This window comes from Microbacterium sp. A8/3-1 (assembly GCF_040267695.1).
Classification (GTDB): Bacteria; Actinomycetota; Actinomycetes; order Actinomycetales; family Microbacteriaceae; genus Microbacterium; species Microbacterium luteolum.
In genome coordinates, this window is record NZ_CP158357.1 from 3,244,610 (window position 1) to 3,269,564 (window position 24,955).

Consider the following 24,955-nt stretch of genomic DNA (forward strand, 5'->3'; position numbering starts at 1 on the left):
GCTCCGTAGGCGAGCAGTGTGGGCGGTGTCCCGCATCCAGCAGAGGAGTCGTCATGTCATCGAATCACTCGCCCACCACCACATCGACCCGCCGTGAGCCGGTCGGCGCCGTGCGCGCCGCCGCCCTGGTCATCGGTCCGTTCCTGCTTCTTGCGGGCGTGGTGCTCATGATCCTGCCCGGGTTCTGGACCCTGTCGCATCTGGTCTTCCTCGCCGGAAGCCTCGCGATGCTGCCGACGGGCGTCGCACTGCACGGTCTGTTCGTCGACCGGCATCCGACCTGGCCGAGCCGGACAGCGCTCGTGCTGACCTCGGCCGGCGCGTTGGCGCTGGCCGGCCAGTTCGTCATCGACTTCGTCGTCGTCCACCTCGGCGGCGGCGACGCCGAAGCCGTCGACCGCATGTTCGACACGATCCAGAGTGCCGCACCGATGGATCTGACCTTCTACACGGTGGGCCCTGCACTGCTGTTCACCGGACTCGCCATCTTCGGGGTCCTCCTGATCCTCCGCCCGAACCCCCGGCGACTCCCGGGGTGGATGCTCGTCGCCGGCGCCTCGCTCATGGGCGTCGCACGGGTCGTCGAATCCCGGCCGACCGAGGTCGTCGCGCTCTCGATCATCGTCGTCGGGCTCGCGCTCACCGTGCGGGCCGGGCGCGGAGAACCCCGCCCGGTCACCACCGACCGCATCGGTCTCGCCGTCGCACCGAAACGTCGCCGTCGGATGGTGCTTCTCGGCGCCCTCGGGGCGATCGTGCTCGTCGCGGCCGGGCTGACCCTGGTCACCGTCCTGCCGGCGGTGTCCACGACGCACGACCAGATCCGACTGCCGATCGAGCAGCAGCTGCTGCGGCTGGACGTCTCCAGCGGTGATGTGGTCCTGCGCCACGGCACAGGAACGGAGATCATCGTCGATCGGACGACGCGACGAGGCATCACCGAGCCGACCATCCGGGAGACCTCCGGCGCCGACGGCATCGTCATCGAGGCCGACTGCAGCGGGCAGTTCAACTCCGGCTGCGAGGTCTCCTACGACATCACCATCCCGGACGGCTTCGACCTCGAGATCGAGATCGGTGCCGGCTCGCTCACCGCGCGCGACATCGAGGTCGGGACGGTGAACCTTCGGATCGCGAGCGGCGATGTCGAACTGGCCGGTGTGAGCGGCTTGTCGGAGGCTGTCGTCGATGTCGCCTCCGGGGAGGTCTCGCTCGACTTCGCGAGCGTTCCCGACAGTGTCGACGCCACCGTCAGCTCCGGTCGCATCGAGATCGGTCTGCCCGACGGATCGTACGACGTGACCGCGGAGGCGGGCGCCGGAGACGAGCGGATCGATGTGGACGTCGACCCCGACAGTGACAGCGCGATCCGCGCACGCACAGGACAGGGCGACATCGAGATCGTCGGCAACGGCCGTCGATGACTCCCCACCAGCGCATGAATCAGCGAAACAACACCGGACAGGAAGGCACGCCCATGAATGATCAGCTGCTCACCGACAGGACCGCCGTGATCTACGGCGCCGGAGCCATCGGCGCCGCCACCGCGCGGGTGTTCGCCCGCGAGGGTGCCCGGGTGTTCCTCGCCGGGAGGACGTCGGCGAGGCTCGACGCCGTGGCACAGGGCATCGCGGCCGAGGGCGGTACGGTCGCGACCGCTCAGCTCGACGTGCACGATCAGCAGGCGGTCGAGCGGCACGCCGCGCAGGTCGCGTCGACCGAAGGGGGCATCGACATCGTCATGAATGCGGTGAGTGTCCCGCACGATCAGGGTACGGGCTTGGCTGATCTCTCGGTGGAGGCCTTCCTGCAGCCGATCGACGGCTTCCTGCGGATGCTGTTCATCACCAGCAAGGCCGTCGCTCCGCACATGGGGCATGAACGCCCTGGCGTCATCCTCACGCTGTCCGAGCCGGGTGCGAAGCTCACGGCGCCCGGGATCCTTGGGCACGGCGTCAGCGCGGCCGGCAAGGAGGCGTTCTCGCGCCTGCTCGCGGCCGAGCTGGCGGCGAGCAACATCCGGGTCGTCGGCATCCGCCCGCACGCGATCATCGACGCTCCGGCCGCGGGGTCCTACACCGGAGCCCTGTTCGAACAGTTCGCCGCGGCAGGCGGGCGCTCGGTCCAGGGCTTCCTCACCGAAGAGCTCGCGCAGGGGACGCTTCTGAAGCGCCTGCCCACTCTCTCGGAGGTCGCGGAGATGGCCGCTTTCCTCGCGTCGGATCGTGCAGGATCCATCACCGGGACCGTGGTCAACCTCTCCGCCGGGGCGCTGGTCGACTGAGGCAGAGGTCAGCCGATCCCGTCGGCCTCCGCGACCGGCGCTGTCGTGATCACGATCTTGCCGGTCGCGTGGCCTTCGATCGATCGCGCATACGCGGCACGCACATCTTCGAGCGGATGCACCGAGTCGATCGGCAGCTCGATCCTGCCGTCGGCGAGGAGCTGCGCGATCATCGCGAGCTCCGGCCCGCCAGCCTTCGCCCCGCCGACGCCGCGGACCGGATGACGGGATCGCGCCTCGTAGTCGGCGATCGTGTTGATCCGGTCCGCGGGGACGCCCAGCGAGAGGGCGAGGTCGACGGTCCCGTGGCCAACGGTGTCGAGCACCGCAGTGAGCCCGTCGGGCGCCGCCGCGCGCACCGCCTCGGTGAGGTCGTCGCCGTAGGCGAGGGGGTGGATGCCGAGCTTGCCCAGCAACGCGTGGTTCCGAGGACTAGCGGTGCCGAGCACGCGGGCGCCTCGCAGGACGCAGAGCTGCGCGGTGAGGATGCCGACACCGCCGGCCGCACCGCTCACGAGCACCACGTCGCCCTCGCCGATCCGCTGTGACTCCACGCTCGCGACGGCCGTGCGTCCGACGACGTTGAGTGCTCCCGCGACGAGGAGCGAGAGTCCCTCGGGCACGCGGACGAGCAGGGCGGGGTCGATCACGAGATGGTCGGCCTGCGCCTCGTAGCGAAGACCGCCGAAGACCTGCTCGCCGACGCGCCAGTCGACCACGTCATCGCCGAGCGCCTCGATCGTGCCGGAGAAGTCGTAGCCGTTGCCCGACGGCAGACTCCGCTCGTACGGGTCGTGCATCGGCTCGCCGCTGAACAGCTTCCAGTCCACGGGGTTCACGCCGGCCGCGGCGACCCGCACCAGGACCTCGCCCGGGGCGGGGCGAGGCACCGCTCGGCGCTCGATCTCCAGGACCTCGGGCCCTCCGAACCGGCGGAAGACGACGCGTCTCGACGCGGCATCCGTCGGTTCGGGGGTCATGGGGACAGCCTAGGAGGCTCCGCGCGACAGCCAGTCGAGGATGACGCGGTTGGTCGCCTCCGCCTGCTCCTGCTGGATCCAGTGGCCGCTGTCGAGATGGACCTGCTCGACGTTCGGCACGAATTCCGCGAGGTTCGGTGACGGCGCCACAGGGTCGCGATCACCGGAGATCATGAGCGCGGGCTGGTGGATGATCGGATCGACGTCCCCGAGCAGATGCCAGTCGCGGTCGAAGTTGCGGTACCAGTTGATGCCGCCCGTGAACCCGGTCTTCTCGAAGGCGGCGACGTAGACGGCGAGCTCGTCTGCGCTCAACAGGGGTTCTCCGGAAGGCGAGTCGGTCAGCGCGAGTTCGATCATCGCGTTCCCGGGCTGCGGAGCCGGGAGCGGCTCGTTCCTGCGGTACAGGTTGCGGAGGAACCTCTCGGTGTTCGCGTCGAGCACCGCGTCGGCGACGCCGGGCTGCCGGTTGAAGTGCACGAAGTAGTAGTCGCTGCCGAGCACCTCTTCCATGAATTCGAGCCACGGCCGCTCCCCGCGCGCGGGGTAGGGCAGGCTCAGGCAGATCACCTGGTTCACCCGGTTCGGGTGCAGCGCGGTGAGGCTCCACACGACCATCGCGCCCCAGTCGTGACCGACGAAGGTCGCGTCCTCGTAGCCGTAGTGGTCGAGCAGGGCCACGAGATCGCCGGCCAGCTGCGCGACGTCGTAGGCGGTGACCTCGGCCGGGCGCGAGGAGTTCCCGAAGCCGCGCTGGTTCGGGGCGATCACGTGGTAGCCCGCGGCGACCAGCGCGGGCACCTGATGCCGCCAGGTGAAGGCGAGGTCCGGCCAGCCGTGGCACAGCACGATGGGTCGGCCGGCGTTCTCGCGGCCGGCTTCGAAGACCTCGAGCGTCACGCCGTTGACGGCGATCAGGGTGGGCTCGGGGAAGGAGGGGGAGGGAGTCGGTGTGTTCATGCTCTTCACGCTAGGGAGGTAAACAGGTCACCTGATGACCGATTTATCTGGAAATGTTGTCCTCATGCGAAGCGATCGACTCGTGGCCATCCTGCTCATGCTGCAGCGCCGCGAACAGGTGACGGCCGCTGAGGTCGCCGCCGAGCTCGAGGTGTCGGAGCGCACCGCGCGTCGTGACCTCGACGCGCTGGGTCAGAGCGGCATTCCCATTTACTCGATCCAGGGTCGCCACGGCGGCTGGCGGCTCCTCGGCGGCGGCCGCACCGATCTGTCCGGGCTCACTGCGAGCGAGACCCGCGCGCTGTTCCTCGTCGCCGGTCCGGCATCGACGGCGACTCCGGCCGTGCGATCTGCGCTCCGCAAGCTCGTGCGCGCCCTTCCGGAGTCGTTCCGGGACGAGGCCGAGGCCGCGGCGTCGTCACGGATCCTGGACTCCCAGCCGTGGGGGTCTCCGCGCACCGAACGGCCGCGCCCTCCGTTCCTCGACGACCTGCAGGATGCCGCGATCCGCGGCGTGCAGGTGCGACTCGGCTACGTCGACAGCTCCGGTGCGGCATCCGACAGAATCGTCCACCCGCTGGGCATCGTCGCCAAGGGGTCATCCTGGTACCTCGTCGCGTATACGGAGACCGGTCGGCGCACGTTTCGGATGGATCGGGTCTCGTCCGCCGTGGTGACCGAGGCAGCCGTCATCATTCCCGACGGTGTCGATCTCTCCGGAAGCTGGCAGGAGATCGCGGCCGACATCGACGTCAGGCGGTCATCGCCCGTCGAGATCCTCGCGACCTGCGAGCCCGAGGGCCTCGACTATCTCAGAGTCGCCGTCGGCGACAACCTCGAGATCCGAGGAGCCGACGCCGACGGACGCATCTCCGTCGTGATCCGCGGGCCCGGCGAGTACGGACTCGCAGGACTTCTCGCCGGACTGGTCGAATGGCTCGACATCATCGAGCCCTCCGGTGTTCGCGATCATCTCGCGTCCATCGGCAACGCCCTCGTCGAACGATACGGCGGCTCCGGTACTGCCCGCTGAGCGCATCGACACGGCCGGCGTGAATCACTCCGCTCTCTCTTCTCCGAGCACCTCGAACAGGCTCGAGAAGCCCTGATCGCCGTGGCCGTCGGCGATGCGCCGGTCCATCAGCCTCTTGACCTCACGCATGCGGACCGCGTCGACGCCGAGGGTCTCCCGGTGGCTGATCAGGTCGTCCATCAGAGCAGCCTGCACGTCGAGAGAGCCGAGATCCGGTCCGTACTCGCCGCTCGCTACGGCGGTGCCGAAGGCGTTCACGAGCGGCGCGTATCCGCCGATCGTGCCGGCGACTCTCTCCGCGAAGGCCGCGACGTCGACGCCTTCCGCGCGCACGAGGGCGAAGGTGTGCAGGAGCCCGATGAGGAACTCGTAGCCGACCGCCACCTGCGCCAGGAACTCCACGCCGGCCAGCCCCGGGTCCTCTCCGTAGTATGCGACGGTTCCGAGCTCCTCGAGCGTCGACCGCTGCGCCTCCCAGGCGTCGGGGTCGCCGCTGAACGAGAGCATCATGGTCGGCGTCCCCATGTACGGCGGGTCTCCCATGAGCCCGCCGTCGATGTACGTCGCCCCCTGCGCGTGCGCCCAGTCCGCGTTGATCCGCGCCTGAGCGGGCGAGCCGCTGGTGACGTTCACGAGGGCGCGGCCGGCGACAGCATCCGCGATCGTCTCCTGCACGGCTTCGACGGCAGGGCTGTCGAGCAGGCAGATGACGACGAGCGGACTCGCGGCCACGGCATCCGTGGCGGTCTCCGCCACCGAGGCTCCCGCCGCCGCCAGGGGCTCGGCCTTGCTCGCCGTCCGGTTCCACACGGTCGTGCGGTATCCGCGGTCGAGGAACGTTCGTGCGATCGCCGACCCCATGCTCCCGAGGCCGATCACGGTGACCTGGCTGTTCATCGTCATGATGTCCTTCCCCTTCAGTGTGCGGTCGTGTCGGTCGGCTGCTCGTCGTCGGACCTCAGTCCGATGCCCCAGCTGGCGCCGCGCGCGATGAAGACTCCGAGGACCGTGACGCCGGCGAACACCAGCATGAGCAGGCGGGCCGATCCGACGATGTCGGGCATGGCCAGGTTGACGAGCACTCCGGCCATCGCCGCGCTGAACGCGCTGGCGATGATGAACACGGTGTTCACTGCCGCGGCGGCCTTGGCGCCCTCCTCCTCGCCCGAGGTGCTGCCGAGCGCCGCGACCGTCAGGTGCGGGAAGCCCAGGCCGATGCCCGCTCCGGCGATGAAGAGAGTCGTGAACCACAGCACGATGACGAGCACCGACGGGCCCTCGTGCTGCAGCAGGCCGTAGGCGGCCAGGCCGAGGGCGACGACGAGCGGGCCCAGAGTGATCAGCGCCCGGCGCGAGCGGATGCCGGAGGCATTGGCGGTGAACACCTGGGTGATCGACCATCCGAGCGAGAGCGCTGCTCCGAGGAGCCCGGCCACGAACGGTGCCAGCCCGCCGATCTCCTGGCCGAACAGCGGGATGAATGCCTCGGTGCCGATCGCGAACGCGAGCACGGCGACCGTGAGGTACACCCAACCGAGCGAAGAGCCGTGCGTGAACGTCACGCGAGGGAGGATGCCACGGGTGCCGCGCTTCTCCTGGCGCAGGAACCAGATGCCCAGGGCCACGCCGACGACCAGCGCGATCGCCGTGCCGAGACCGGCCGGGACCACGCTCGCGATCCCGACGGCGGCGACACCGCCGGAGAGCAGGACGAGCGACGCCCACGGGATGGACTCGCTGGACCGGCCTCGTGCGGTTCGCGGAAGCGCGCGGACCACGACGATGCCGATGAGTGCGGACACCACGGCGAGTCCGACGAACGTCACGCGCCATGCATCCAGTTGCGCGAAGACGCCGCCGACCACGGGGCCGACGATGTTGCCGACGCCCCACATGGCGGAGACGAGGGCGGCGCCTCGTGCCCAGAGGCGTTCGGGCAGAGCCCGCTGGATGAGCGCGTAGCCGAGGCCGGCGAGCAGCCCACCGCCGAGACCCTGCACCGCACGGCCGAAGAGCAGTGCCGACATCCACGGGCTCGCCGCGCACAGCAGAGAGCCGAGCGCGAACAGTCCCAACGCCAGCAGGTAGGCCCGCACAGCGCCCTGCTGCGTGAGGATCCTGCTCACCAGCATCGAGCTGACCACCGAGGCCAGCAGGAAGGTCATCATGGTCCACGCGTAGAACTCGGCGCCGCCGATCTCACCGACGATCGTGGGCAGGAGGCTGGTCGTCAGATAGACGTTGCTGGCTTCGAGCAGCACCCCGCCGGCGAGCACGGAGGCGACGGGGGCGTAGCGGCTGCCCAGGAGTTCGCGCCAGGTGCCGCCGGCTGCGGTCTTCTGCGGGGTCTGCGTCATCGATCGTTCCTTCAGGGCATCGGGGGAGGCTGGCGGCCTCCGCGGCGCCGACTGCCGGCGACCTTTCGTCACGCTATGACCTCAAGTAAGCTTGAGGTCAAGAGGAGGGTCGAGATGTCTCTGGAACCCGATGATCTACTGGCGATCGGCGAGGTGACGCAGCGCACCGGAGTGCCGGCATCCGCTCTCCACTTCTACGAGCAGCTCGGCCTGATCGCGTCGACGCGCACCCCGGGGAATCAGCGTCGATACCGCCGGCACATGCTGCGGCGGATCTCGCTGATCGTGGTCGCGAAACGGCTCGGCATCCCGCTCAGCGACGTGCAGGAGGTGTTCCAGAGCCTGCCGCTCGACGATCCGCCCTCGCAGCGCGACTGGCGACGGGTCGCCCAGCTCTGGCGCGCGCAGCTCGAGGTACGCCGCACCCAGCTCGACCACCTGCAACGCGAGCTCACCGGCTGCATCGGCTGCGGGTGTCTCTCGCTCAAGGCCTGCCGGCTGCTGAACCCCGAGGACGCGCTGGGCGTCGACGGGCCGGGCCCGCGTCGCATCTGACGCGGGACCAGCCCGTGGGTTCCCGGCCGTCAGGCCGGGACGGAGTGCGCTGTCGTGTGCGTGGACACCCGCGGCGTTCTCATCGCGATGGCGGTGACCAATGCCCCGACCAGGGCGAGGATCGCCGCGCCGATGAATGCCGCGGAGTATCCCTGGGTCAGTTCCACGCGAGAAGGATCCGTGCCGGAGATTCCGTAGACGACGGCCGTGAGGACGGCGAGGCCGAGTGCGGAACCGATCTGGTAGCTGGTGCTCACGAGCCCCGAGGCCACGCCCGTCTCCGCCGGCGGTGCGGCGTTGATGGCCGTGCCGAGCGAGGGGACGAAGGCCAGCGACATGCCGAGGGCGGCCACGAGCGAGGCGGGCAGGACATCGACGGCGTAGTTGCCGTCAGCTCGGACGAAGGCGAGCCAGGCGAGCCCCGCCGCCAGGAGGAGAAGACCGCTGACGATCAGCGCCTTCGCACCGAACCTCCCCTGCAGCCGCGGTGCGAGAGCGACCATGACGAGCACGACGAGGCCGGTCATCGGGAGGAGTGCGGCGCCGGCGGCGAAGGCGCTCGCACCCAGCACTTGCTGGAGGTAGAGGTTCAGGAAGAACCACATCGAGACCCACGCCGCGCCCAGCAGCAGCTGTGCGCCGTTGGCTGCCCCGAGCAGCGGAGTGCGCAGCAGGCCGAGTCGAAGAAGCGGGTTGCGGCTCCGCGCCTGGACGAGGAAGAAGATCACCAGCAGGACGAGGCCTCCGCTCAGCAGGCCCAGGGTGGACCAGGTGAGCCAGCCGACCTCCGGCGCGTTGACCACCGCGTAGACGACCGCGGCGAGTCCGCCGGTGACGGTGAGCGCGCCGACGATGTCGATCGATCCCGATGCCTTGCGGACGGTCCGGGGGAGCGACGTGGCCGTGAACGCGAGCACGAACAGCGCGATCGGGACGGTGACGTAGAACACCCATGGCCAGCTCACGTACTCGGTGAGCACGCCGCCGAGGAAGACCCCCGCGGTTCCGCCGATCGGGGCCGCAGCGCCGTACACCGCGAACGCCTTCGGCAGGTCGGAGGTGCCGCCGAAGAGCATCATCAGCAGGGTCAGCGCGGCGGGGGCGATGAGTGCGGAGCCGGCCCCCTGGATGGCGCGGCCGGTGATCTCGAGTCCGACAGTGCCGGCGGCGCCGGCGAGGATCGACCCGGCGATCAGGACGATCCAGCCGAGCACGAAGATCTTGCGGGCGCCGAAGACGTCGGCGAGGCGACCGCCGAGCAGGAGCAGGCCGCCGAAGGCGACCACGTAGGCGTTGAAGACCCATGACAACGACTCGGGAGTGAAGCCGAGCTCCCGTTGGATGTCGGGAAGAGCGACGCCGATGATCGAGGTGTCCATGATGACGACGAACTGCGCCATGGCGATCAGCGCGAGGCCGAGCCAGCGCTTCGCCGGCGTTATGGGTGGGTGGGACATGGTGATTCCTCCTGAAGGGTGGCCCGGGGGTCCGGGCGAGATGTCGTAATACCCCCAGGGGGTATTAACTTCAGAGTAGCGGAATACCCGGGTGGGGTATACGGTTGAATCAAATACCCAGCAGGGGTATCCCAAAACGAGAAGAGGATGACATGGCGACGAACGAGTACCAGGTGACGGGCATGACGTGCGGGCACTGCGAGATGTCGGTGCGCGAAGAGGTCGGACAGGTCGCCGGAGTCGAAGGCATTCAGGTGAGTGCGAAGACCGGGCTGCTGGAGGTCACCGCCTCGGACGCGATCGACGACGCGCAGATTCTCGCGGCGGTCAAGGAGGCCGGCTACTCGGCGGTACGGGCGTCATGAAGACCGGCGCACGTCTCGCCCTGTACGGGCTCGGACTGATCGTCGCTTTCGGCGGAGCCTTCGGCATCGCCGCAGCGGTGGTTCCCGACGACGTGGTCGCCGGATGGCAGAAGGGAAGCGAAATGAACGGGCATGACGAGGGACACGAGTCCGGGGAGACGGCATCCGCATCGGCATCCGTCGCCACCGCGCTGAAGGGCCTCGCGCTCAGCATCGACGGGTACGTCCTGTCGCCGATCGAAGCGCCGACGACCGTGGGCGAGGCCGGGGAGCTCCGCTTCCAGATCCAGGATGCCGCCGGCGAGGCGGTGACCGACTACACGACGGCTCACGACAAGGATCTGCACCTGATCGTCGCGCGATCGGACGGGAGCGGTTTCCAGCATGTGCACCCGCTGCTCGATGAGGCGACGGGCACATGGTCGCTGCCGTGGGAGTGGGAGGCGGCGGGAACGTACCGCGTGTTCGCCGACTTCACGCCGGGCGGCGCGGACGCGGCGAACCTGACCCTCTCGCGCACCGTCCAGGTGGTGGGCGAGTTCGTTCCGGTCGAGACGCAGCCGAGCGTGGCCTCCGAGGTCGACGGTTTCACCGTCTCCCTCGAAGGAGACGTGGTGGCAGGGTCTGCGAGGGAACTGGCCATCACCATCTCGCGTGACGGCGAACCCGTCACGACGTTGGAGCCCTACCTGGGGGCTTTCGGTCACTTCGTGGCTCTGCGTGAGGGCGATCTCGCCTTCCTGCACGTGCACGCCGAGGGGGACGAGCCCGAGGCCGGCGACACGTCGGGACCGGAGATCGTGTTCTTCGCCGAAGCCCCGACCGCCGGACGCTCCCTGCTGTACTTGGACTTCCAGGTCGACGGCGTGGTGCACACGGCCGAGTTCGTCATCGACGCGGCACACGGAGGCCACTCATGAGCACGACAGCTCCCCAGACCGCCGGCGCCGGCGTCGAGTTGGAGATCGGCGGGATGACGTGCGCCTCGTGCGCGATGCGGATCGAGAAGAAGCTCAACAAGCTCGACGGCGTCACGGCGACGGTCAACTACGCGACCGAGAAGGCGAAGGTCACGGTGCCTGAGGGGTACGACCCCGCAGCACTGATCGCCGAGGTGGAGAAGACCGGGTACACGGCCGTCCTGCCCGCGCCGAAGGGCGACAAGAAGGGGACCGGTGACGCCGACGAGGCGGACCCGGAGCTGCGTTCGCTGCGCAATCGGCTGATCGGATCGATCATCCTCACCGTTCCGGTGATCGCGATGGCGATGATCCCCGCTCTGCAGTTCACGTACTGGCAGTGGGCGTCGCTCGCGCTCGCCGCACCGGTGATCGTCTGGGCGGCGTGGCCGTTCCACCGGGCGGCATGGATGAACCTTCGGCACGGTGCGGCCACGATGGACACGCTCATCTCGATGGGCACCGCGGCCGCGTTCCTCTGGTCGCTGTATGCGCTGTTCTTCGGAACGGCGGGCACGCCGGGCATGACGCATCCGTTCGAGTTCGCACTGGCGCCTTCTGACGGTGCGGCGAACATCTACCTCGAGGTCGGCGCGGGCGTGACGATGTTCATCCTCGCCGGGCGCTACTTCGAGAAGCGCTCGAAGAAGCAGGCCGGGGCCGCGCTGCGGGCGCTGCTCGAGCTCGGCGCCAAGGAGGTCTCGATCGTTCGCGACGGGATCGAGGGCAAGATCCCCGTGGAGGACCTCCGCGTGGGCGATGAGTTCATCGTGCGTCCGGGCGAGAAGATCGCCACGGACGGGGTCGTGGTCTCCGGCACGTCGGCGGTCGACGCCTCCATGCTCACCGGGGAGTCCGTCCCCGTCGAGGTCGCCTCGGGGGATGCGGTGACCGGTGCCACCACGAACGTCGGGGGACGACTCGTGGTGCGGGCGACGCGGATCGGATCCGACACGCAGCTGGCTCAGATGGCCCGGCTCGTCGAAGACGCGCAGACCGGCAAGGCCGAGGTGCAGCGCCTCGCCGACCGGATCTCCGGGGTCTTCGTGCCGATCGTGATCGTTATCGCCGTCGCGGCACTCGGGGGCTGGTTGGGAGCCGGCTTCCCGGTGACGGCGGCGTTCACGGCAGCAGTCGCCGTGCTCGTGATCGCGTGCCCGTGCGCCCTGGGGCTGGCGACGCCGACGGCGCTGCTGGTCGGTACCGGTCGCGGCGCGCAGATGGGCATCCTCATCAAGGGTCCGGAGGTGCTGGAGTCCACGCGCATGGTCGACACGGTCGTGCTCGACAAGACCGGCACCGTCACCAGCGGGAAGATGACCCTGGTGGATGTCGTCGTCGAGCCGGGTGTGGACCGCGCGGACCTGCTGCGGTTGGCCGGCGCGCTGGAGGATGCCTCGGAGCACCCCATCGCGCAGGCCATCGCCAAGGGCGCGACGCAGGAAGTCGGTGCGCTCGCCGCCCCGGAGGACTTCGCGAACATCGAGGGCAAGGGCGTGCAGGGCGTCGTGGACGGGCACGCGGTGCTGGTGGGCCGCGAGTCCCTGCTGGCCGAGTGGTCGCTGAAGCTGAGTCGTGAGCTGGCATCCACGAAGGCGCGCGCGGAGGGCGAAGGCAAGACCGTCGTCGCCGTGGGCTGGGACGGCCAGGCGCGCGGCATCCTCATCGTGGCCGACACGGTCAAGCCGACGAGTGCCGAGGCGATCGCGCAGTTCAAGGCGATCGGTCTGACCCCCGTCCTGCTCACGGGAGACAACGAGGCGGTCGCACGGCAGATCGCCACCGAGGTCGGGATCGACGAGGTCATCGCCGAGGTGCTGCCCGCGGACAAGGTCGACGTCGTCCGCCGCCTTCAGAGCGAGGGCAAGGTCGTCGCGATGATCGGCGACGGCGTCAACGACGCTCCGGCGCTCGCGCAGGCCGACCTCGGTCTCGCAATGGGCACAGGAGCGGATGTCGCGATCGAAGCATCCGACATCACCCTGGTGCGCGGCGATCTGCGCAGCGCGGTCGATGCGATCCGCTTGTCCCGCAAGACGCTCGGAACCATCAAGACCAACCTGTTCTGGGCCTTCGCCTACAACGTCGCGGCGATCCCCGTCGCGGCCCTCGGGATGCTGAACCCGATGCTCGCGGGCGCGGCGATGGCGCTCTCCAGCGTCTTCGTCGTCGGCAACAGCCTGCGCCTGCGCGGGTTCAAGAGCGTCGCGGGCCACGGCCAGTAGGCTCCGGGCCCAGGGGGCGCGCAGAACTTCCTAGGATCGAGAGATGACTTCTGCTGTCCCTGACCTCCCGCTCCGCCGGGCTGCGCCGGAGGATGCCGCCGCCGTGCTGCGTCTGTTCGACGAGGCGATCGCCTGGTTCGTCTCGATCGGCAACACCGGCCAGTGGGGCACCGAGCCGGTCTCGGGCACGCCCCGCTGGGAGGCGCGGGCCGAGGAGTGGTGCTCCGGCGACGACAGCTGGGTGGTCGAGCATCCGGAGATCGGAGTCTGCGGGCTGATCGCGCTCGGCGACGCCGTCGACTACGTCCCGGCTACCGTCGAGCCGGAGCTCTATGTCCGGGTGCTGATCGGCTCGCGGGATCCACGGGCGAAGGGCGTCGGACGCCGGCTGCTCGCCCTCGCGGACGAGCGCGCGGCCGCGAAGGGCGTCGACCTGCTTCGAGTCGACTGCTACGCCGGAGGGTCCGGCGACCTCGTGCGGTTCTACGAAGCCTGCGGGTACACCCGGGCGGGGACCTTCGCCGTGGGCGAGGAGCCCAACGCGTGGCCCGGCCAGGTGCTGGAGCGGCGACTCCCCTAGTACGGCACCTGACTGGTCAGGTGGAAGGTCATTCCCATCCACCTGTCCATGTAGGCGCTCTGGGCGCCGTTGCTGTACTTGAAGCAACCCGCGCCACAGGAGCCCTGGTAGACGTAGCTGTTCGCCGCGTTGGCGGCTCCGGCGGGTACGAGGAGGAGCGCGGCCGCGAGTGCGACGACGGCCCCGGCGCCGGCGGCGCGCTTCTTGATGTTCTTCATGGTCTGTTCCTCTCGGTCGTGCCCGCCCCGCGCGCGTGCGGGAGCGGTCCGACCGTCAGTCTTCTCCGACCGGGAGGCGTGCACATCGGTGGAACTACGGACTCACGCGAACTCGTCTAGCGCCGGGGCGCCGGCGGGATGGAACTCGAGATGGCCTGCGCGATCGCGGCGGCGACGTCGGGCGTCCGATCCAGCGGCATCCGCACGACGGGAGCCGACACGCTGATCGCGTTGCAGGTGCTGTCGACGCTCGGGAGCGCGACGGCGACGGCGCGCATGAGGTCGGCGCTCTCCTCGTCGTCGACGCCGTAGCCTCGTTCGCGGGTCAGGGCGAGTTCGTCGGCGAGGCGTTCCATCGACGTGATGGTCTTCTGGGTGAGCGTCTCGAGGTGCGGGCCGACGAGGCGCTCCACGTCTTCCCAGGCCATGGTCGCGAGCATCGCCTTGCCCATGGCCGTGGCGTGGGCGGGGAGTCGCCGTCCGACCGCGCTGAACATGCGCAGGGGATGCGCGGATTCGCGCTTGGCGAGGTAGATGACATCGGATCCGTCGAGCCGGCCGAGGTGGGATGCTTCGCCGAAGTGCTCGGTCAGCGTGGTGAGCGCGGTCTCGGCCCACTGCACGATCTCGTCGGCGTCGACGTAGCTCGTGCCGGCCTGCAGCGCGCGCATCCCGACGCGATAGCGCGACCGCGTCATCTCGTCGGTCTCGACCCATCCACGCCGCTCCAGTGTGGCGAGGAGTTTGTGGAGACTGCTCTTCGGCACGGACAGTGCCGTGGCGATCCTCGTGAAGGTCATCGGCTCCGATGCCCTGGCGAGCAGTTCGAGGACGTCGAGGGTGCGCTCGGCGGACTTCACACCCGCTGCGTCTGTCGTCGGTTCGACCATTCGCCGATGCTACCGCGTTCCTCCATGGAAAGTGAGTTCCTGGACAAGAACTGATTCCCCGGAAATGCTTGACGATTTCGCGCCAGCCTTCGTATGATGCTCTCGTATGAGAAACACCGTTTCCATATGGGAACAAGCAAAGGAGCTTGCAGTGAGATCACGTAAGACTTTCGCCGTCCTGGCAGGCCTGTCCACGGTGGGTATCCTCATCGCCGGATGCAGTCCCGCCGCTGACGGCGGCGAAGACGGACCGATCACCCTCACCTATGTCACCAGCGTGGAGGACGCCACGCTGGCAGCGGGGGAGATGCCGGCCATCGAAGCCTTCGAGAAGGCGAATCCCGACATCGACGTCAAGGTGGAGCAGATCCCCTTCGGCGAATACAACACCAAGATCCAGACCGAGATGCGCGGCGGTGGTGGCCCGGATGTCGGGCGCGTGAACCACACCGACATCCAGACCTACGCGGCGGCCGACTTCCTCCTGCCGCTGGACGACGCGATCGACGACGGCACCATCGACACCGAGCCGCTGATCCCCGGCCTCGTCGAGGTGGGGCAGGTGCGCGATGCGCAGCTGACTCTTCCCCTGACGACGGACGCGCGCGTGCTGTTCGTGAACACCCGTCTCCTCACGGCCAACGGCATCGACGCGCCACCGACGACCTGGGACGAGCTGCTGACGGCTGTGAAGGCCTTCGCCGGCACCGACGTCTACGGATACGGCTTCCCGCTCGACTCGGACTACTCGCTCTCCTACGAGTCCGCCGGTCCGTACATCAACACCGCGGGCGGGGCGATCCTGAACGAGGACGGCTCAGCAGCGGTGGCCGCGAAGGACGACGCCACCGTCGACGCGCTCCAGCTCCTCCAGGACATCGTCGCGACCGGCGCCGTCCCTCCGGGGCTCGACAACCTCGCCGGCGACGCCCTCGCGCAGCTGTTCGCGAGCGACAAGCTCGCGATGATGCTCGGCGGACCCTGGGTTCGTCCGCAGATCGAGAGCTACAACGATCAGCTCGTCTACGGCGAGGACTGGGTCACGGTACCCGTCCCGGTGCAGAACGACGGCGACAAGTCGTCGTCGACCGCCGGTGGCTGGCAGATCGGGGCGTTCAAGAACACCGACCACCCGGAGGCCGCCATGAAGCTGGTGGCGTGGATGGTGCAGGCCGAGAACCTCGAGAACATCAACCGGGAAGAGGCCTTCCCTCCCACCACGGACGGCCTCGATGTGGCCCCGTGGAGCGATGACCCGTTCTTCGACGCCTTCGCCGAGGTGCTGCCCAACTCGCGAGTGCCGATCACGCCGGTCCCGCGCATGGCCGAGGTCTCTGCCGCGTTCGAGAACGTGCTCGAGCCTGTCATCGTCAAGGGCAGCGGCTCCGTCGAGGATGCGCTCGGGGAGTTCGACTCCCAGGCCGACGCCATCATCAAGTAACCCGGGCTTCGGCCGACGAAAGGGACAATGATGACCCAGACCACCGCGGACGTGACGTCCACGAGGTCGCCGAGGCCGGAGGGTCGGCGGACGCAGCGCATCCGCCGACCCTCCGCGTGGCCCTACGCGGCGCCGGCTCTGATCGCCCTCGCGGTCCTGCTGATCTACCCCCTCGGCTACAACGTGTGGTTGAGCATGCACATCGACCGCCTCAGCGTCGATGACGGGACGTTCGTCGGCCTGGGGAACTACTTCGAGGTGATCGGCCGCGGAGATCTGCTCCCCACGATCGGCCGAACCCTCGTGTTCACGTTCGGGTCGTTGATCCTGCAGTTCCTGCTCGGGCTCGCGGGTGCTCTGGCGCTCGAGTTCTTCCCCCGCGCCAGCCGTGTTCTGCGCCCGGTGCTGCTCATCCCGTGGGTCGTCCCTGCCGTCGCCGTCGGCGCGATCTGGGCTTCGATCCTCGACGCGAACACCGGCATGGCCAACGCGGTGCTGCATCTCGCGGGCCTCGCGCCGGTCGCCTGGCTGAGCGACCCGACGCTCGCGATGGCGGCGCTCATCATCGTCACACCTGGAAGTCCACGCCGTACTGGATCCTGATGATCTCGGCGGCGCTGCAGACGGTTCCGAAGGAGCTCACCGAGGCCGCACGAGTAGATGGCGCCCGCTACGTGCGCATCGTATGGAGCGTGCTGCTGCCCAGCATCCGCCCCGTCCTCATCACGACGACGCTGCTCGCCTTCATCTGGACCTTCAACTACTTCGACCTCGTCTACCTGCTCACCGACGGAGGACCCGACGGCGCGACGCGCACCCTCCCGTTCGTGATCTGGGAGACATCGCTGAAGTTCAACCGCTTCGACTACGCCGCCACGTACTCCGTGCTCTCGGTGCTGATCACCGGCATCGCGATCGGGTTCTACATGCGGGTGGCCAGAAAGGCGCAGAAATGACGGTCAGACGCTCCACCCGCCGCAAGCCCTGGACAGCAGGGGTCGTGCTCGGACTGATCCTGCTCGGAACCCTGGCGCCGCTGTACTGGCTGGTCACCTCTTCTCTGAAGACCTCGAACGAGCTCGCCTCGATCCCGGCGACGCTCTGGCCCCAATCCCTCTCGTTCGAGAACTTCGCAACGGTCCTGGGAGAGGGCACCATCGTCGAGGCGTCGCTGCGCTCCCTGGCGATCGCCCTCATGACGACGGTCATGGTCGTCGTGCTCGCGTCTCTGTCCGCCTACGCGACGACGCACCTCCGCTTCCGCTTCGGCTCGCACCTGCTCACCCTGAGCTTCGTGACGCAGCTGCTGCCGCAGGCGGCGACCCTGCTGCCGGTCTTCCTGCTGTGGCGCAACCTGGGGCTCATCGACACGCTGCCGGGCATCACGCTCGCGTACATCGCCTTCCAGCTTCCCGTCGCCGTCTGGATCATCACCGGTCACTTCGCCTCGATCCCCAACGAGGTGATCGAAGCGGCCGAGGTCGACGGAAGCGGGCCCCTCCGGACGCTGTTCCGCGTGATCATCCCGATGGCCGGCGCCGGCATCGCCGCGGTCGCGATCTGGGCGATCATCGGATGCTGGGGCGAGCTGCTGTTCGCCCTGATCCTGCTCTCCGGCGACCTGCAGACCGTGCCGGTGGCGCTGGCCAGCATGGTCGGTCAGCACACGACCAGCTGGGGCGTCGTGCTCGCTGCATCCACGATCGCCGCCCTGCCGCCCCTCCTCCTCTTCTTCCTGCTGCAGAAGTACTTCGCCGACGGCATCTCCGGTGCCGTCAAAGCCTGAACTCACCCCCAGAACTCAGAAAGTGAACCATGCGCGACATCTCCCGCATCAGCATCATCCCCACCTCGCACCTCGACCTGTTCTGGCTCGGTGACTACCGCAACTGCCTCTCCCGAGGGGATGGCCTGATCCGCCGCTACCTGGATCGGGCCGACGAGTCGGGCAACGAGACGTTCGTGATCGACACGGCGATCTTCGCCGAGCACTTCCTGATGACGCACCCGCACTACGAACCGCTCGTCCGTCGGCTCATCGCCGAGAAGCGGCTCGAGATCGGCGGCGCGTACATCGACCGCTGGGAGAACCTCGTCCTCGGCGAATCGCTCATCCGCAACATCCAGATCGGCCGGCGCTGGGCGAAGGAGCGGTTGGGCATCGAGACGCGCCTGGCTGCGCATCCGGACCTCCCCGGTCTGAACGCGCAGACCTCGCAGATCTACACGCAGGCCGGCGTCGACTACTACGTCACCTCGCGCAAGATCTTCCACGAGGGCCGCATCTGGCGGCACGTCGCCCCGGACGGCAGTGCGATGCACGTGATGCACTGGCCGGTTCACTACGTGTTCGTGCCGTTCCGGGAGGGCTCGCTGGTCGAGGGAGCCGAGGGGCACTTCGTCGGAGGCAAGACGCTCGAGCACGAGGACATGGCCGGGCGCTACCCGCACGGCACCCTCGCGATGTCGGGCAGCGCCGGCGACCTGACCGGGCCGGAGGACTTCATCACCCGGTACGGCAAGGACCAGCGCGCCTACATCGACCAGTTCCAGCACGAGTTCCCGGAGATCGAGATCGACTACGCGATCCCGGCCACGGTGATGCAGCCGTACCTCGACGATCCGGTCGAACTTCCGGAGCGGGAAGGGACGTTCCCGAGTGTGTGGGGCGTCGCCCCCGACGAGGAGATGCGCTTCTTCCACCGCGTCCGCGCGATCGAGCGCGACCTGCTCGACGCCGAGACAGCCGCGGTGCTCGCAGCATCCGCGGGTCGTGCGCCCCTGCCGGAGAGCGCGGCGCAGTGGCACGGCCTGTACGGCGAGGAGGCGTTCTTCGCGCCGAAGGACCTCGCACCCGCCGGCCGCGAGTTCGAGTGGCTCTGGCGGATGCAGGTGTTCACGCAGGATCACAACGGCGGCGGCGAGGACGGCGCGCTCTCGGTCTTCCAGAAGAAGGTCCGTCACGATCGCGCACGCGGCTACGCGGCCGATGTCGTCACTCACGCGGTGGCGACCGGTGCCGATGCCGGCGCTCGCCCGGTCGTGTTCCGCACGCGTTTCGGCGCGGAACCGGTGCTGCTCGTCGACGTCGGAGCGGATGCTGCGCTGGACGCCGCGCTCGATTCCGAGACGGGCTCGACCCAGGTGCTCGAAGGAGCCGACGGTCGAGCCATCCGCGCGGTCGCCGCCGACCTTCCCGAGAGCATCGGCCTGCATCCGCTGACGACCGCCGCTGCCACCGGTTCGATCGACGTGCGCTCCGACGCCGACGAGGTCGTCGTGACGACCGGTGACCTCCAGCTGCAGGTCTCGCGCACGAGCGGCGAGGCATGGCTCACGCAGGATGACCGCCGTCGCCGCATCCTCGCTCCGGCCTATGCCGTCCGTGAGCTCGGCAACGATGTCACGCTCGCGACCGACGAGGAGCAGCGCGTCGACGCCGTGCTGCTCGACGTCGCGGTGGGCTCGCAGGGGGCGCTCGCCGTCCAGGTCCACCTCGACTGGGAGCTGCTGGGTGTGACCTGGCGCCAGATCCTGACGGTCTGGGCCCACGAGAAGGCGGTCGACGTCGAGATGGACGTCGACTGGCCGGCACTCGAGGATTGGCAGGTCCGTCTCCCGCTGCTGCCCGAGGCCTCTCGATCGGCGCTGAGCTTCGGCACCCCGTTCCACGGTTCGCCATGGGACTGCATTCCCGAGGGGGCGCACCCCTACGCGCCCGATGAGATCTCCCCGGAGGACCAGGCGGCGTACCGCGAGGTGCAGCACTGGATCGCGGCGGATGACGCGGACGGCGCGGTCGCGGTGCTGACCGAGCATCCGGCATTCCGGTCCGAGCACGGCGAGACCAGCGCGGTGCTGCTGCGCACGGCGGCATCCTGCGGCGACCGTCGGCTGCACTGGACGAACCCCGGCAAGACGACGTGGCAGTTCCGCGTGCAGGTGCTCGATGCGTCCGACTACGTCGCCGCGCTGGCGGATCGACGGTGGCGCCGCTCGCGGGTGCTGTTCGGCGACGCGGCGGAGTCCGTGCTGCTGGAGAACCACGGCGACGACGTGCGGGTCTCCGCGCTCTACCTGGACGAGGACGGCCGCGCCTGCGTGCGGCTCGTCAACCAGTCGGCCTCGACCGTCACGGCGAGACTGACCGGTCTCCTCACGGCGGAGGGCGCCGACGTCATCGACCTCACCGGCGCCGTCGTCGGCGAGGTGCCCGTGGCCGATGGCCGTGTGGACATCGAGCTCGCTCCCTGGCGCATCAGCACGCTGAAGTTCACCGCTGCGCTCACCGAGGACGCGCGATGAGCCCGCGGCCGAACGTCGACCTCGACCGGATCCGCCGCGAACTCGGCTCGTCCGTGGTGTCCGACCTGCTCGACGCGCAGGGACTGCGTCACCAGTGCCTCGGGCCCGGCCTCGCGCCCCTCGACCGTGACGACGTCATCGTCGGGTGGGCGTTCCCGGTGACGACGCAGCGGATGTACGACATCCCGGAGAAGCCGTTCGTCGGCCTGATCGCCGCCCTCGACGAGATCGGTGCCGACGAGGTGTTCGTGACGCCGACGGCGCGAGCCGTCGACATGGCGGTCTGGGGTGAGCTGCTCTCCACCGCGTGCCAGGTCCGTGGTGCGGCCGGTGCGATCACCGACGGCCTCGTGCGCGACACCCGGCAGGTGCGGGGCCTCGGCTTCCCGGTCATCTCGGCGGGGACGATCCCCTACGACAGCATGGGGCGTCACGAGATCGTCGCCCTGCGGGTGTCGTGCGTCATCGACGGCGTCCGGATCGAACCGGGCGACCTCCTCATCGGCGACTGCGACGGAGTGGTCGTGGTTCCGGAGCGCCTGGTCGAGGCGACGATCGCCGCCGCCCAGGAGAAGCGCGCCGGCGAGGTGGCCTTCCGCACCGCGGTGGCCGACGGGATGCCGGCATCCGAGGCCTTCGCGACCTTCGGGGTGCTCTGATCGACATGGACCTCCGATCCCTGACCGCCTCCGACTCGCAGCTGATGAGCGCCGATGTCCTCGTGCGCGCGGACGGCACCGGAAGCGGGGAGCGGCTGCTCGCCGTCTCGCCATCCGGCGGGATCCATGCGCGGGTGCTCCTCGACCGTGGCCTCGATCTCGGTCAGGCGTGGTTCGCGGGAGAGGCGCTGTCGTGGACGTCGGCCGCCGGACCGCGACGCGCGGGTGATGTCCCGTCGGACGACGACGGATGGCACCGGATGTGGGAAGGCGGACTGCTCACGACCTGCGGGCTCCGTCACGTCGGCGGAGCGGTTCCCGGGATGCCGCGGCACGGGCGCTACAGCGGCAACCCCGCTGAGCAGGTGAGCGTCGATGCCGATCCGGCCACGGGGAGGATCGTCGTCCGCGGGACGATTCGAGAGAACGACGGGATCGGCCGCCTGTTCGTCGTGCACCGCACGTGGACGTTCCACACCGACGACGGCCGGATCGACCTGCACGACGAGATCGTCAACGAGTCGGCTGCGCCCGCTGCGGCACCCCTGCTCTATCACGTGAATCTGGGCTACCCGTTCCTGCAGCCGGCATCCGAGCTGATCATCGACGGCGAGAGTCGGGGCCGGATGGGCGAGCCGCAGGTCGTCGAGGACGAGGTCATCGCGATCGACCCGGAGTCCTCGGACGGCACGGCACGCGCCTTCATCACCTCGCCGTCGCGAGACCGCCGGTTCGGCGTCGCGTGGGAGACGAAGCGCCTTCCACGAGGGTTCAGCTGGCGGCGTCGGACTCCCGGCGCCTACGTGCAGGCGATCGAGCCTGCCAACTGGGGGATCGCCGGCTTCGACGATGCCCGACCTCAGCCCACCCTGGAGCCGGGGGAGAGCTGGACGATGCGACTGACACTGACCGTGGAGGACATCTCATGACCGATCTGCAGGGATACACCGCCCTCGTCACCGGAGCGAGTGCGGGCATCGGCGAGGCGATCGCCCGGCGTCTCGCCGCGGACGGCGCGCGCCTCCTCGTGCATGGCCGAGACGAGCAGCGCACGCGACGGGTCGCCGAAGCGCTGGATGCGGAGCTCATCGTCGCGGACCTCGCCGAGGCCTCCGGACTCGACGCGGTTCTCGCCGCGATCGAGGCGGTCGGGACGCTCGACGTGCTCGTCAACAACGCCGGCTTCGAAGAGCCCGCGACCGTCGACCAGCTCGACCCGCGGATTCTGGAGCGGATGTTCCGCATCAACGTCTTCGCGCCGGTGGAGCTCATCCGGCGGAGCCTGCCGCAGCTGCAGAGGTCCGGTCGCGGATCGATCATCAACGTCACGTCGATCCACGAATCGGTCCCCGTCGCGGGCAACTCCGGATACGCGACGACGAAGGCCGCGCTGGCGGCCTACACGCGCACGGCCGCGGTCGAGCTCGGTCCGCGCGGCATCCGCATCAACAATCTCGCGCCGGGAGCCATCCGCACGGCCATGAACGAGCACCTCATCGACGAGATCGGCGCGGAGCGCTTCGGGCGCTGGATACCGGCAGGGCGAGTGGGAGCTGTCGACGACGTCGCAGGCGCTGCCTCGTTCCTCGCCGGCCCCGACAGCCGGTACATCTCCGGCACCACCGTGACCGTCGACGGCGCGTATTCGAACCATCTGGTGCGGTACGAGCCCGACCCTGGTTGATCCGGTTCCCGCACCCACCGCAACGCCAACCCAGAAAGACTGCACGGAGATTCGATGTTCCAACTGAGTGAGTTCCTTCCCGCACGCCCCGAGCCGTGGTGGGCGCTGCTGCGGCAGGCGGGAGTCGAGCACGCCGTCGGCATGATGCGCGGAGCCGAACAGGAGCACCGCATCTTCGCTGCGGTAGCGGGCGCCACCGAACCCCCTCACTACGCCGACGGCGCCGAGCCGTGGAGCGAGACGGCGCTCGCCGAGGACAAGGCGACGTTCGCGGAGCACGGGATGCAGCTGATCGCCATCGAGGACACGGCGCCGATGGACGACGTGCGGCTCGGGGGCCCTGCCCGCGACCAGCAGATCGAGCATGTGATCCAGCAGATCCGCGCCATGGGCGTGCTGGAGATCCCGGTGCTCTGTTACAACTGGATGGTCGGTTCGAGCTGGTCGCGGACGCGCAGCGACATCCCCACCAGAGGAGGTGCGCTCGTCACCGGATTCTCGCTGGCCGACGCGAACGCCCGCGGCCCGATCCTTCCCGGGCGAGACGTCACGGCCCCGCAGCTGTGGTCCGCGCTGGAGTACTTCCTCGCCGCCGTGCTGCCCGAGGCGGAGAGCGCGGGCGTGCGGCTGGCCCTGCATCCGGACGATCCGCCCCTGCCGATCGTGCGCGAGATGCCGCGGATCATGAGCTCGCTCGACGGCTACCGGCGGTTGCGGAGCATCGACGCGTCCGCGAGCAACGCGATCACGTTCTGCCAGGGGAACTTCGCCCTGATGACCGACGATGTCCCGGCGGCGATCCGCGAGCTCGGGGCCGACGACGCCATCGCGTTCGTGCACTTCCGTGATCTCCGCGGTAGCGCCTCCGACTTCGTGGAGACGTTCCACGACGATGGCAAGACCGACATGGCGGAGTGCATGCGCGCCTATCGTGACGTGGGATTCACCGGCCCGCTGCGCCCCGACCACGTCCCCACCATGGCGGGCGAGGCGAACGACCGCCCGGGCTATCAGGCGCTCGGACGGCTGTTCGCGGCCGGGTACATCCGCGGTCTGCAGCATGCGGTGTTCGGGCATCCCGAGGCGAGGTCCGCCGCGATCGTGTGACAGATTGAAGCGATGAACTCCTCCGCCCCCCTCGTGCCTCCCCGCCGCACGCTCCTCGTCGGCTTCGGCAAGCTCGGGCGGGGTCTCGCTCACCGGCTCGTCGCCGACGGCAGTGAGGTGTTCGCGCTGCGGCGCAGCGACGGCGATCTGCCGGAGGGCGTCACCGGCATCCGCGGGGATCTGTCGATCCCGCTGACCGAGCCTCTGCCTGCGGTCGACGCCATGGTCGTGACCCTTCCGCCGCCGGGAGGCGTCGACGGGTACCGCATCGCCCTGACCCACCTCCGCGACGCTCTGCCCTCCGTGCCTCAGCGCACCGTGTTCGTCTCGTCGACGGGGGTCTTCGAGGCGACGGCATCCGATCACCCGATCACCGAGCAGGACGAGCCCGTGCCGGCATCCGATCGCTCCCGAGGCCTGTACGACGGGGAGCGCGCGGCGATCGAGCTGTTCTCGGCGGTGGTCGTGCGACCGAGCGGGATCTACGGCCCGGGCCGGGGGTTCCTGCTCCGTCAGGTGCGCGAGCACAAGCCCGTGAACCACCGGCGCCGTACGAACCGCATCCACGAGGTGGATCTGGTGCGCGCACTCGATCTGCTCCTGCGGATGCCGGAGCCGCCCTCCCTGGTCCACGCGGTCGATCAGGCGCCGGCGCCATTGGGAGACGTCGTCGCTCACATCGCGCTCCGGCTCGGCGTCGACGCTCCGCCGGACGACCCGTCGGCCGAGGCGACCGGGCTCGTGCACGACGGGTTGCTGCTGCTGTCTCTGCTCGGCAGTCTCGAGTACCCGACGTACGTCGAGGGGTACGACGAGATGATCGCGGCCGAGCCCACCCCCTGAGAACCGGGCGAAGATGGAGGGAGCACGCACCCCCGCCAGCGCAACGACAGGAG

25 protein-coding genes are annotated in these 24,955 nt (G+C 69.2%); 18 read left to right on the forward strand and 7 right to left on the reverse strand.

Going from position 1 to position 24,955, the window contains the following annotated elements; genetic code table 11:
* Positions 1–53: 53 nt before the first annotated feature.
* Both ABS642_RS15890 and ABS642_RS15895 read left to right on the forward strand, forming a co-directional pair.
* On the forward strand, positions 54–1,424 hold the full coding sequence (locus ABS642_RS15890; RefSeq protein ID WP_350350860.1) for a DUF4097 family beta strand repeat-containing protein: 1,371 nt from the start codon (positions 54–56) through the stop codon (positions 1,422–1,424).
* 53 nt (positions 1,425–1,477) lie between these two features.
* Complete coding sequence (locus ABS642_RS15895; protein ID WP_350350861.1) at positions 1,478–2,284, forward strand: SDR family oxidoreductase; 807 nt, start codon at positions 1,478–1,480, stop codon at positions 2,282–2,284.
* 8 nt (positions 2,285–2,292) lie between these two features.
* On the opposite strand, the gene ABS642_RS15900 is transcribed toward ABS642_RS15895, so the two are convergent.
* Together ABS642_RS15900 and ABS642_RS15905 are read right to left on the reverse strand one after the other, a co-directional pair.
* Positions 2,293–3,264: an NADP-dependent oxidoreductase gene (locus tag ABS642_RS15900; protein WP_350350862.1), complete on the reverse strand. Its 972-nt coding sequence runs from the start codon at positions 3,262–3,264 to the stop codon at positions 2,293–2,295.
* 9 nt (positions 3,265–3,273) lie between these two features.
* Complete coding sequence (locus ABS642_RS15905) at positions 3,274–4,224, reverse strand: alpha/beta hydrolase (RefSeq protein ID WP_350350863.1); 951 nt, start codon at positions 4,222–4,224, stop codon at positions 3,274–3,276.
* Positions 4,225–4,288: 64 nt separating this feature from the next.
* On the opposite strand from ABS642_RS15905, the gene ABS642_RS15910 reads away from it, so the two are divergent.
* The gene (locus ABS642_RS15910; protein ID WP_350350864.1) at positions 4,289–5,257 is read left to right on the forward strand and encodes a WYL domain-containing protein; all 969 of its coding nucleotides are present in this window, start codon (positions 4,289–4,291) and stop codon (positions 5,255–5,257) included.
* 24 nt (positions 5,258–5,281) lie between these two features.
* On the opposite strand, the gene ABS642_RS15915 is transcribed toward ABS642_RS15910, so the two are convergent.
* Both ABS642_RS15915 and ABS642_RS15920 read right to left on the reverse strand, forming a co-directional pair.
* Positions 5,282–6,232: an NAD(P)-binding domain-containing protein gene (locus ABS642_RS15915; protein ID WP_350353453.1), complete on the reverse strand. Its 951-nt coding sequence runs from the start codon at positions 6,230–6,232 to the stop codon at positions 5,282–5,284.
* Positions 6,175–7,614, reverse strand: a complete 1,440-nt coding sequence (locus tag ABS642_RS15920) for an MFS transporter (protein WP_350350865.1) — start codon at positions 7,612–7,614, stop codon at positions 6,175–6,177. The genes ABS642_RS15915 and ABS642_RS15920 overlap by 58 nt, the downstream gene beginning before the upstream one ends.
* Before the next feature lie 114 nt (positions 7,615–7,728).
* Here ABS642_RS15920 and soxR point away from each other — a divergent pair, with 114 nt between their 5' ends.
* Positions 7,729–8,169, forward strand: coding sequence for a redox-sensitive transcriptional activator SoxR (soxR, locus tag ABS642_RS15925; RefSeq protein WP_282215535.1), 441 nt, complete (start codon positions 7,729–7,731; stop codon positions 8,167–8,169).
* A 29-nt stretch (positions 8,170–8,198) separates the two neighbouring features.
* Here the strand turns inward: soxR and ABS642_RS15930 are convergent, their stop codons facing one another.
* The gene (locus ABS642_RS15930; protein WP_350350866.1) at positions 8,199–9,626 is read right to left on the reverse strand and encodes an MFS transporter; all 1,428 of its coding nucleotides are present in this window, start codon (positions 9,624–9,626) and stop codon (positions 8,199–8,201) included.
* 152 nt (positions 9,627–9,778) lie between these two features.
* Here ABS642_RS15930 and ABS642_RS15935 point away from each other — a divergent pair, with 152 nt between their 5' ends.
* Genes ABS642_RS15935 through ABS642_RS15950 form a run of 4 tightly spaced genes read left to right on the forward strand, consistent with a single transcriptional unit; the run spans position 9,779 to position 13,755 of the window.
* Positions 9,779–9,991 (forward strand): heavy-metal-associated domain-containing protein, encoded by a 213-nt coding sequence (locus ABS642_RS15935; protein WP_282215537.1) that lies wholly within the window; start codon positions 9,779–9,781, stop codon positions 9,989–9,991.
* The gene (locus ABS642_RS15940; protein ID WP_350350867.1) at positions 9,988–10,911 is read left to right on the forward strand and encodes a heavy-metal-associated domain-containing protein; all 924 of its coding nucleotides are present in this window, start codon (positions 9,988–9,990) and stop codon (positions 10,909–10,911) included. Before ABS642_RS15935 ends, ABS642_RS15940 begins: the two co-directional genes overlap by 4 nt.
* Complete coding sequence (locus ABS642_RS15945; protein ID WP_350350868.1) at positions 10,908–13,175, forward strand: heavy metal translocating P-type ATPase; 2,268 nt, start codon at positions 10,908–10,910, stop codon at positions 13,173–13,175. The genes ABS642_RS15940 and ABS642_RS15945 overlap by 4 nt, the downstream gene beginning before the upstream one ends.
* A 43-nt stretch (positions 13,176–13,218) precedes the next feature.
* Entirely contained in the window at positions 13,219–13,755 is a 537-nt protein-coding gene (locus ABS642_RS15950) for a GNAT family N-acetyltransferase (RefSeq protein WP_350350869.1), read from the forward strand.
* On the opposite strand, the gene ABS642_RS15955 is transcribed toward ABS642_RS15950, so the two are convergent.
* Positions 13,752–13,973, reverse strand: a complete 222-nt coding sequence (locus ABS642_RS15955) for a hypothetical protein (protein WP_282215541.1) — start codon at positions 13,971–13,973, stop codon at positions 13,752–13,754. The two genes, ABS642_RS15950 and ABS642_RS15955, sit on opposite strands and share 4 nt — an antisense overlap.
* Positions 13,974–14,089: 116 nt before the next feature.
* A complete protein-coding gene (locus ABS642_RS15960; protein ID WP_350350870.1) occupies positions 14,090–14,863 on the reverse strand; it encodes an IclR family transcriptional regulator in 774 nt (257 codons plus the stop codon).
* A gap of 151 nt (positions 14,864–15,014) precedes the next feature.
* On the opposite strand from ABS642_RS15960, the gene ABS642_RS15965 reads away from it, so the two are divergent.
* From ABS642_RS15965 to ABS642_RS16010, 10 genes are read left to right on the forward strand one after another with little or no spacing between them, the layout of a single operon-like run.
* Positions 15,015–16,304 (forward strand): sugar ABC transporter substrate-binding protein, encoded by a 1,290-nt coding sequence (locus ABS642_RS15965; protein WP_350350871.1) that lies wholly within the window; start codon positions 15,015–15,017, stop codon positions 16,302–16,304.
* A gap of 30 nt (positions 16,305–16,334) precedes the next feature.
* Entirely contained in the window at positions 16,335–16,907 is a 573-nt protein-coding gene (locus tag ABS642_RS15970; protein ID WP_350350872.1) for a sugar ABC transporter permease, read from the forward strand.
* Positions 16,907–17,260 (forward strand): sugar ABC transporter permease, encoded by a 354-nt coding sequence (locus tag ABS642_RS15975; RefSeq protein WP_350350873.1) that lies wholly within the window; start codon positions 16,907–16,909, stop codon positions 17,258–17,260. The genes ABS642_RS15970 and ABS642_RS15975 overlap by 1 nt, the downstream gene beginning before the upstream one ends.
* A complete protein-coding gene (locus ABS642_RS15980; protein ID WP_350350874.1) occupies positions 17,257–18,090 on the forward strand; it encodes a carbohydrate ABC transporter permease in 834 nt (277 codons plus the stop codon). The genes ABS642_RS15975 and ABS642_RS15980 overlap by 4 nt, the downstream gene beginning before the upstream one ends.
* Positions 18,091–18,119: 29 nt before the next feature.
* Positions 18,120–20,609, forward strand: a complete 2,490-nt coding sequence (locus tag ABS642_RS15985; protein ID WP_350350875.1) for a hypothetical protein — start codon at positions 18,120–18,122, stop codon at positions 20,607–20,609.
* Positions 20,606–21,268: an RraA family protein gene (locus ABS642_RS15990; RefSeq protein ID WP_350350876.1), complete on the forward strand. Its 663-nt coding sequence runs from the start codon at positions 20,606–20,608 to the stop codon at positions 21,266–21,268. The genes ABS642_RS15985 and ABS642_RS15990 overlap by 4 nt, the downstream gene beginning before the upstream one ends.
* A gap of 5 nt (positions 21,269–21,273) precedes the next feature.
* Positions 21,274–22,197: a DUF4432 family protein gene (locus tag ABS642_RS15995; RefSeq protein ID WP_350350877.1), complete on the forward strand. Its 924-nt coding sequence runs from the start codon at positions 21,274–21,276 to the stop codon at positions 22,195–22,197.
* The gene (locus ABS642_RS16000; protein WP_350350878.1) at positions 22,194–22,952 is read left to right on the forward strand and encodes an SDR family NAD(P)-dependent oxidoreductase; all 759 of its coding nucleotides are present in this window, start codon (positions 22,194–22,196) and stop codon (positions 22,950–22,952) included. The genes ABS642_RS15995 and ABS642_RS16000 overlap by 4 nt, the downstream gene beginning before the upstream one ends.
* 54 nt (positions 22,953–23,006) lie before the next feature.
* Positions 23,007–24,059: a mannonate dehydratase gene (locus ABS642_RS16005; protein ID WP_350350879.1), complete on the forward strand. Its 1,053-nt coding sequence runs from the start codon at positions 23,007–23,009 to the stop codon at positions 24,057–24,059.
* A 12-nt stretch (positions 24,060–24,071) separates the two neighbouring features.
* Complete coding sequence (locus ABS642_RS16010) at positions 24,072–24,902, forward strand: hypothetical protein (RefSeq protein ID WP_350350880.1); 831 nt, start codon at positions 24,072–24,074, stop codon at positions 24,900–24,902.
* The last annotated feature ends 53 nt before the right edge of the window (positions 24,903–24,955 follow it).

What these genes read in the sequence shown, in the direction of transcription:
- ABS642_RS15890 (WP_350350860.1), top strand. Translation starts at nt 54, where the DNA reads ATGTCATCGAATCACTCGCCCACCACCACATCGACCCGCCGTGAGCCG.
- ABS642_RS15895 (WP_350350861.1), top strand. Translation starts at nt 1,478, where the DNA reads ATGAATGATCAGCTGCTCACCGACAGGACCGCCGTGATCTACGGCGCC.
- ABS642_RS15900 (WP_350350862.1), bottom strand. Translation starts at nt 3,264, where the DNA reads ATGACCCCCGAACCGACGGATGCCGCGTCGAGACGCGTCGTCTTCCGC.
- ABS642_RS15905 (WP_350350863.1), bottom strand. Translation starts at nt 4,224, where the DNA reads ATGAACACACCGACTCCCTCCCCCTCCTTCCCCGAGCCCACCCTGATC.
- ABS642_RS15910 (WP_350350864.1), top strand. Translation starts at nt 4,289, where the DNA reads ATGCGAAGCGATCGACTCGTGGCCATCCTGCTCATGCTGCAGCGCCGC.
- ABS642_RS15920 (WP_350350865.1), bottom strand. Translation starts at nt 7,614, where the DNA reads ATGACGCAGACCCCGCAGAAGACCGCAGCCGGCGGCACCTGGCGCGAA.
- soxR (WP_282215535.1), top strand. Translation starts at nt 7,729, where the DNA reads ATGTCTCTGGAACCCGATGATCTACTGGCGATCGGCGAGGTGACGCAG.
- ABS642_RS15930 (WP_350350866.1), bottom strand. Translation starts at nt 9,626, where the DNA reads ATGTCCCACCCACCCATAACGCCGGCGAAGCGCTGGCTCGGCCTCGCG.
- ABS642_RS15935 (WP_282215537.1), top strand. Translation starts at nt 9,779, where the DNA reads ATGGCGACGAACGAGTACCAGGTGACGGGCATGACGTGCGGGCACTGC.
- ABS642_RS15940 (WP_350350867.1), top strand. Translation starts at nt 9,988, where the DNA reads ATGAAGACCGGCGCACGTCTCGCCCTGTACGGGCTCGGACTGATCGTC.
- ABS642_RS15945 (WP_350350868.1), top strand. Translation starts at nt 10,908, where the DNA reads ATGAGCACGACAGCTCCCCAGACCGCCGGCGCCGGCGTCGAGTTGGAG.
- ABS642_RS15950 (WP_350350869.1), top strand. Translation starts at nt 13,219, where the DNA reads ATGACTTCTGCTGTCCCTGACCTCCCGCTCCGCCGGGCTGCGCCGGAG.
- ABS642_RS15955 (WP_282215541.1), bottom strand. Translation starts at nt 13,973, where the DNA reads ATGAAGAACATCAAGAAGCGCGCCGCCGGCGCCGGGGCCGTCGTCGCA.
- ABS642_RS15960 (WP_350350870.1), bottom strand. Translation starts at nt 14,863, where the DNA reads ATGGTCGAACCGACGACAGACGCAGCGGGTGTGAAGTCCGCCGAGCGC.
- ABS642_RS15970 (WP_350350872.1), top strand. Translation starts at nt 16,335, where the DNA reads ATGACCCAGACCACCGCGGACGTGACGTCCACGAGGTCGCCGAGGCCG.
- ABS642_RS15975 (WP_350350873.1), top strand. Translation starts at nt 16,907, where the DNA reads ATGATCTCGGCGGCGCTGCAGACGGTTCCGAAGGAGCTCACCGAGGCC.
- ABS642_RS15980 (WP_350350874.1), top strand. Translation starts at nt 17,257, where the DNA reads ATGACGGTCAGACGCTCCACCCGCCGCAAGCCCTGGACAGCAGGGGTC.
- ABS642_RS15985 (WP_350350875.1), top strand. Translation starts at nt 18,120, where the DNA reads ATGCGCGACATCTCCCGCATCAGCATCATCCCCACCTCGCACCTCGAC.
- ABS642_RS15990 (WP_350350876.1), top strand. Translation starts at nt 20,606, where the DNA reads ATGAGCCCGCGGCCGAACGTCGACCTCGACCGGATCCGCCGCGAACTC.
- ABS642_RS15995 (WP_350350877.1), top strand. Translation starts at nt 21,274, where the DNA reads ATGGACCTCCGATCCCTGACCGCCTCCGACTCGCAGCTGATGAGCGCC.
- ABS642_RS16000 (WP_350350878.1), top strand. Translation starts at nt 22,194, where the DNA reads ATGACCGATCTGCAGGGATACACCGCCCTCGTCACCGGAGCGAGTGCG.
- ABS642_RS16005 (WP_350350879.1), top strand. Translation starts at nt 23,007, where the DNA reads ATGTTCCAACTGAGTGAGTTCCTTCCCGCACGCCCCGAGCCGTGGTGG.
- ABS642_RS16010 (WP_350350880.1), top strand. Translation starts at nt 24,072, where the DNA reads ATGAACTCCTCCGCCCCCCTCGTGCCTCCCCGCCGCACGCTCCTCGTC.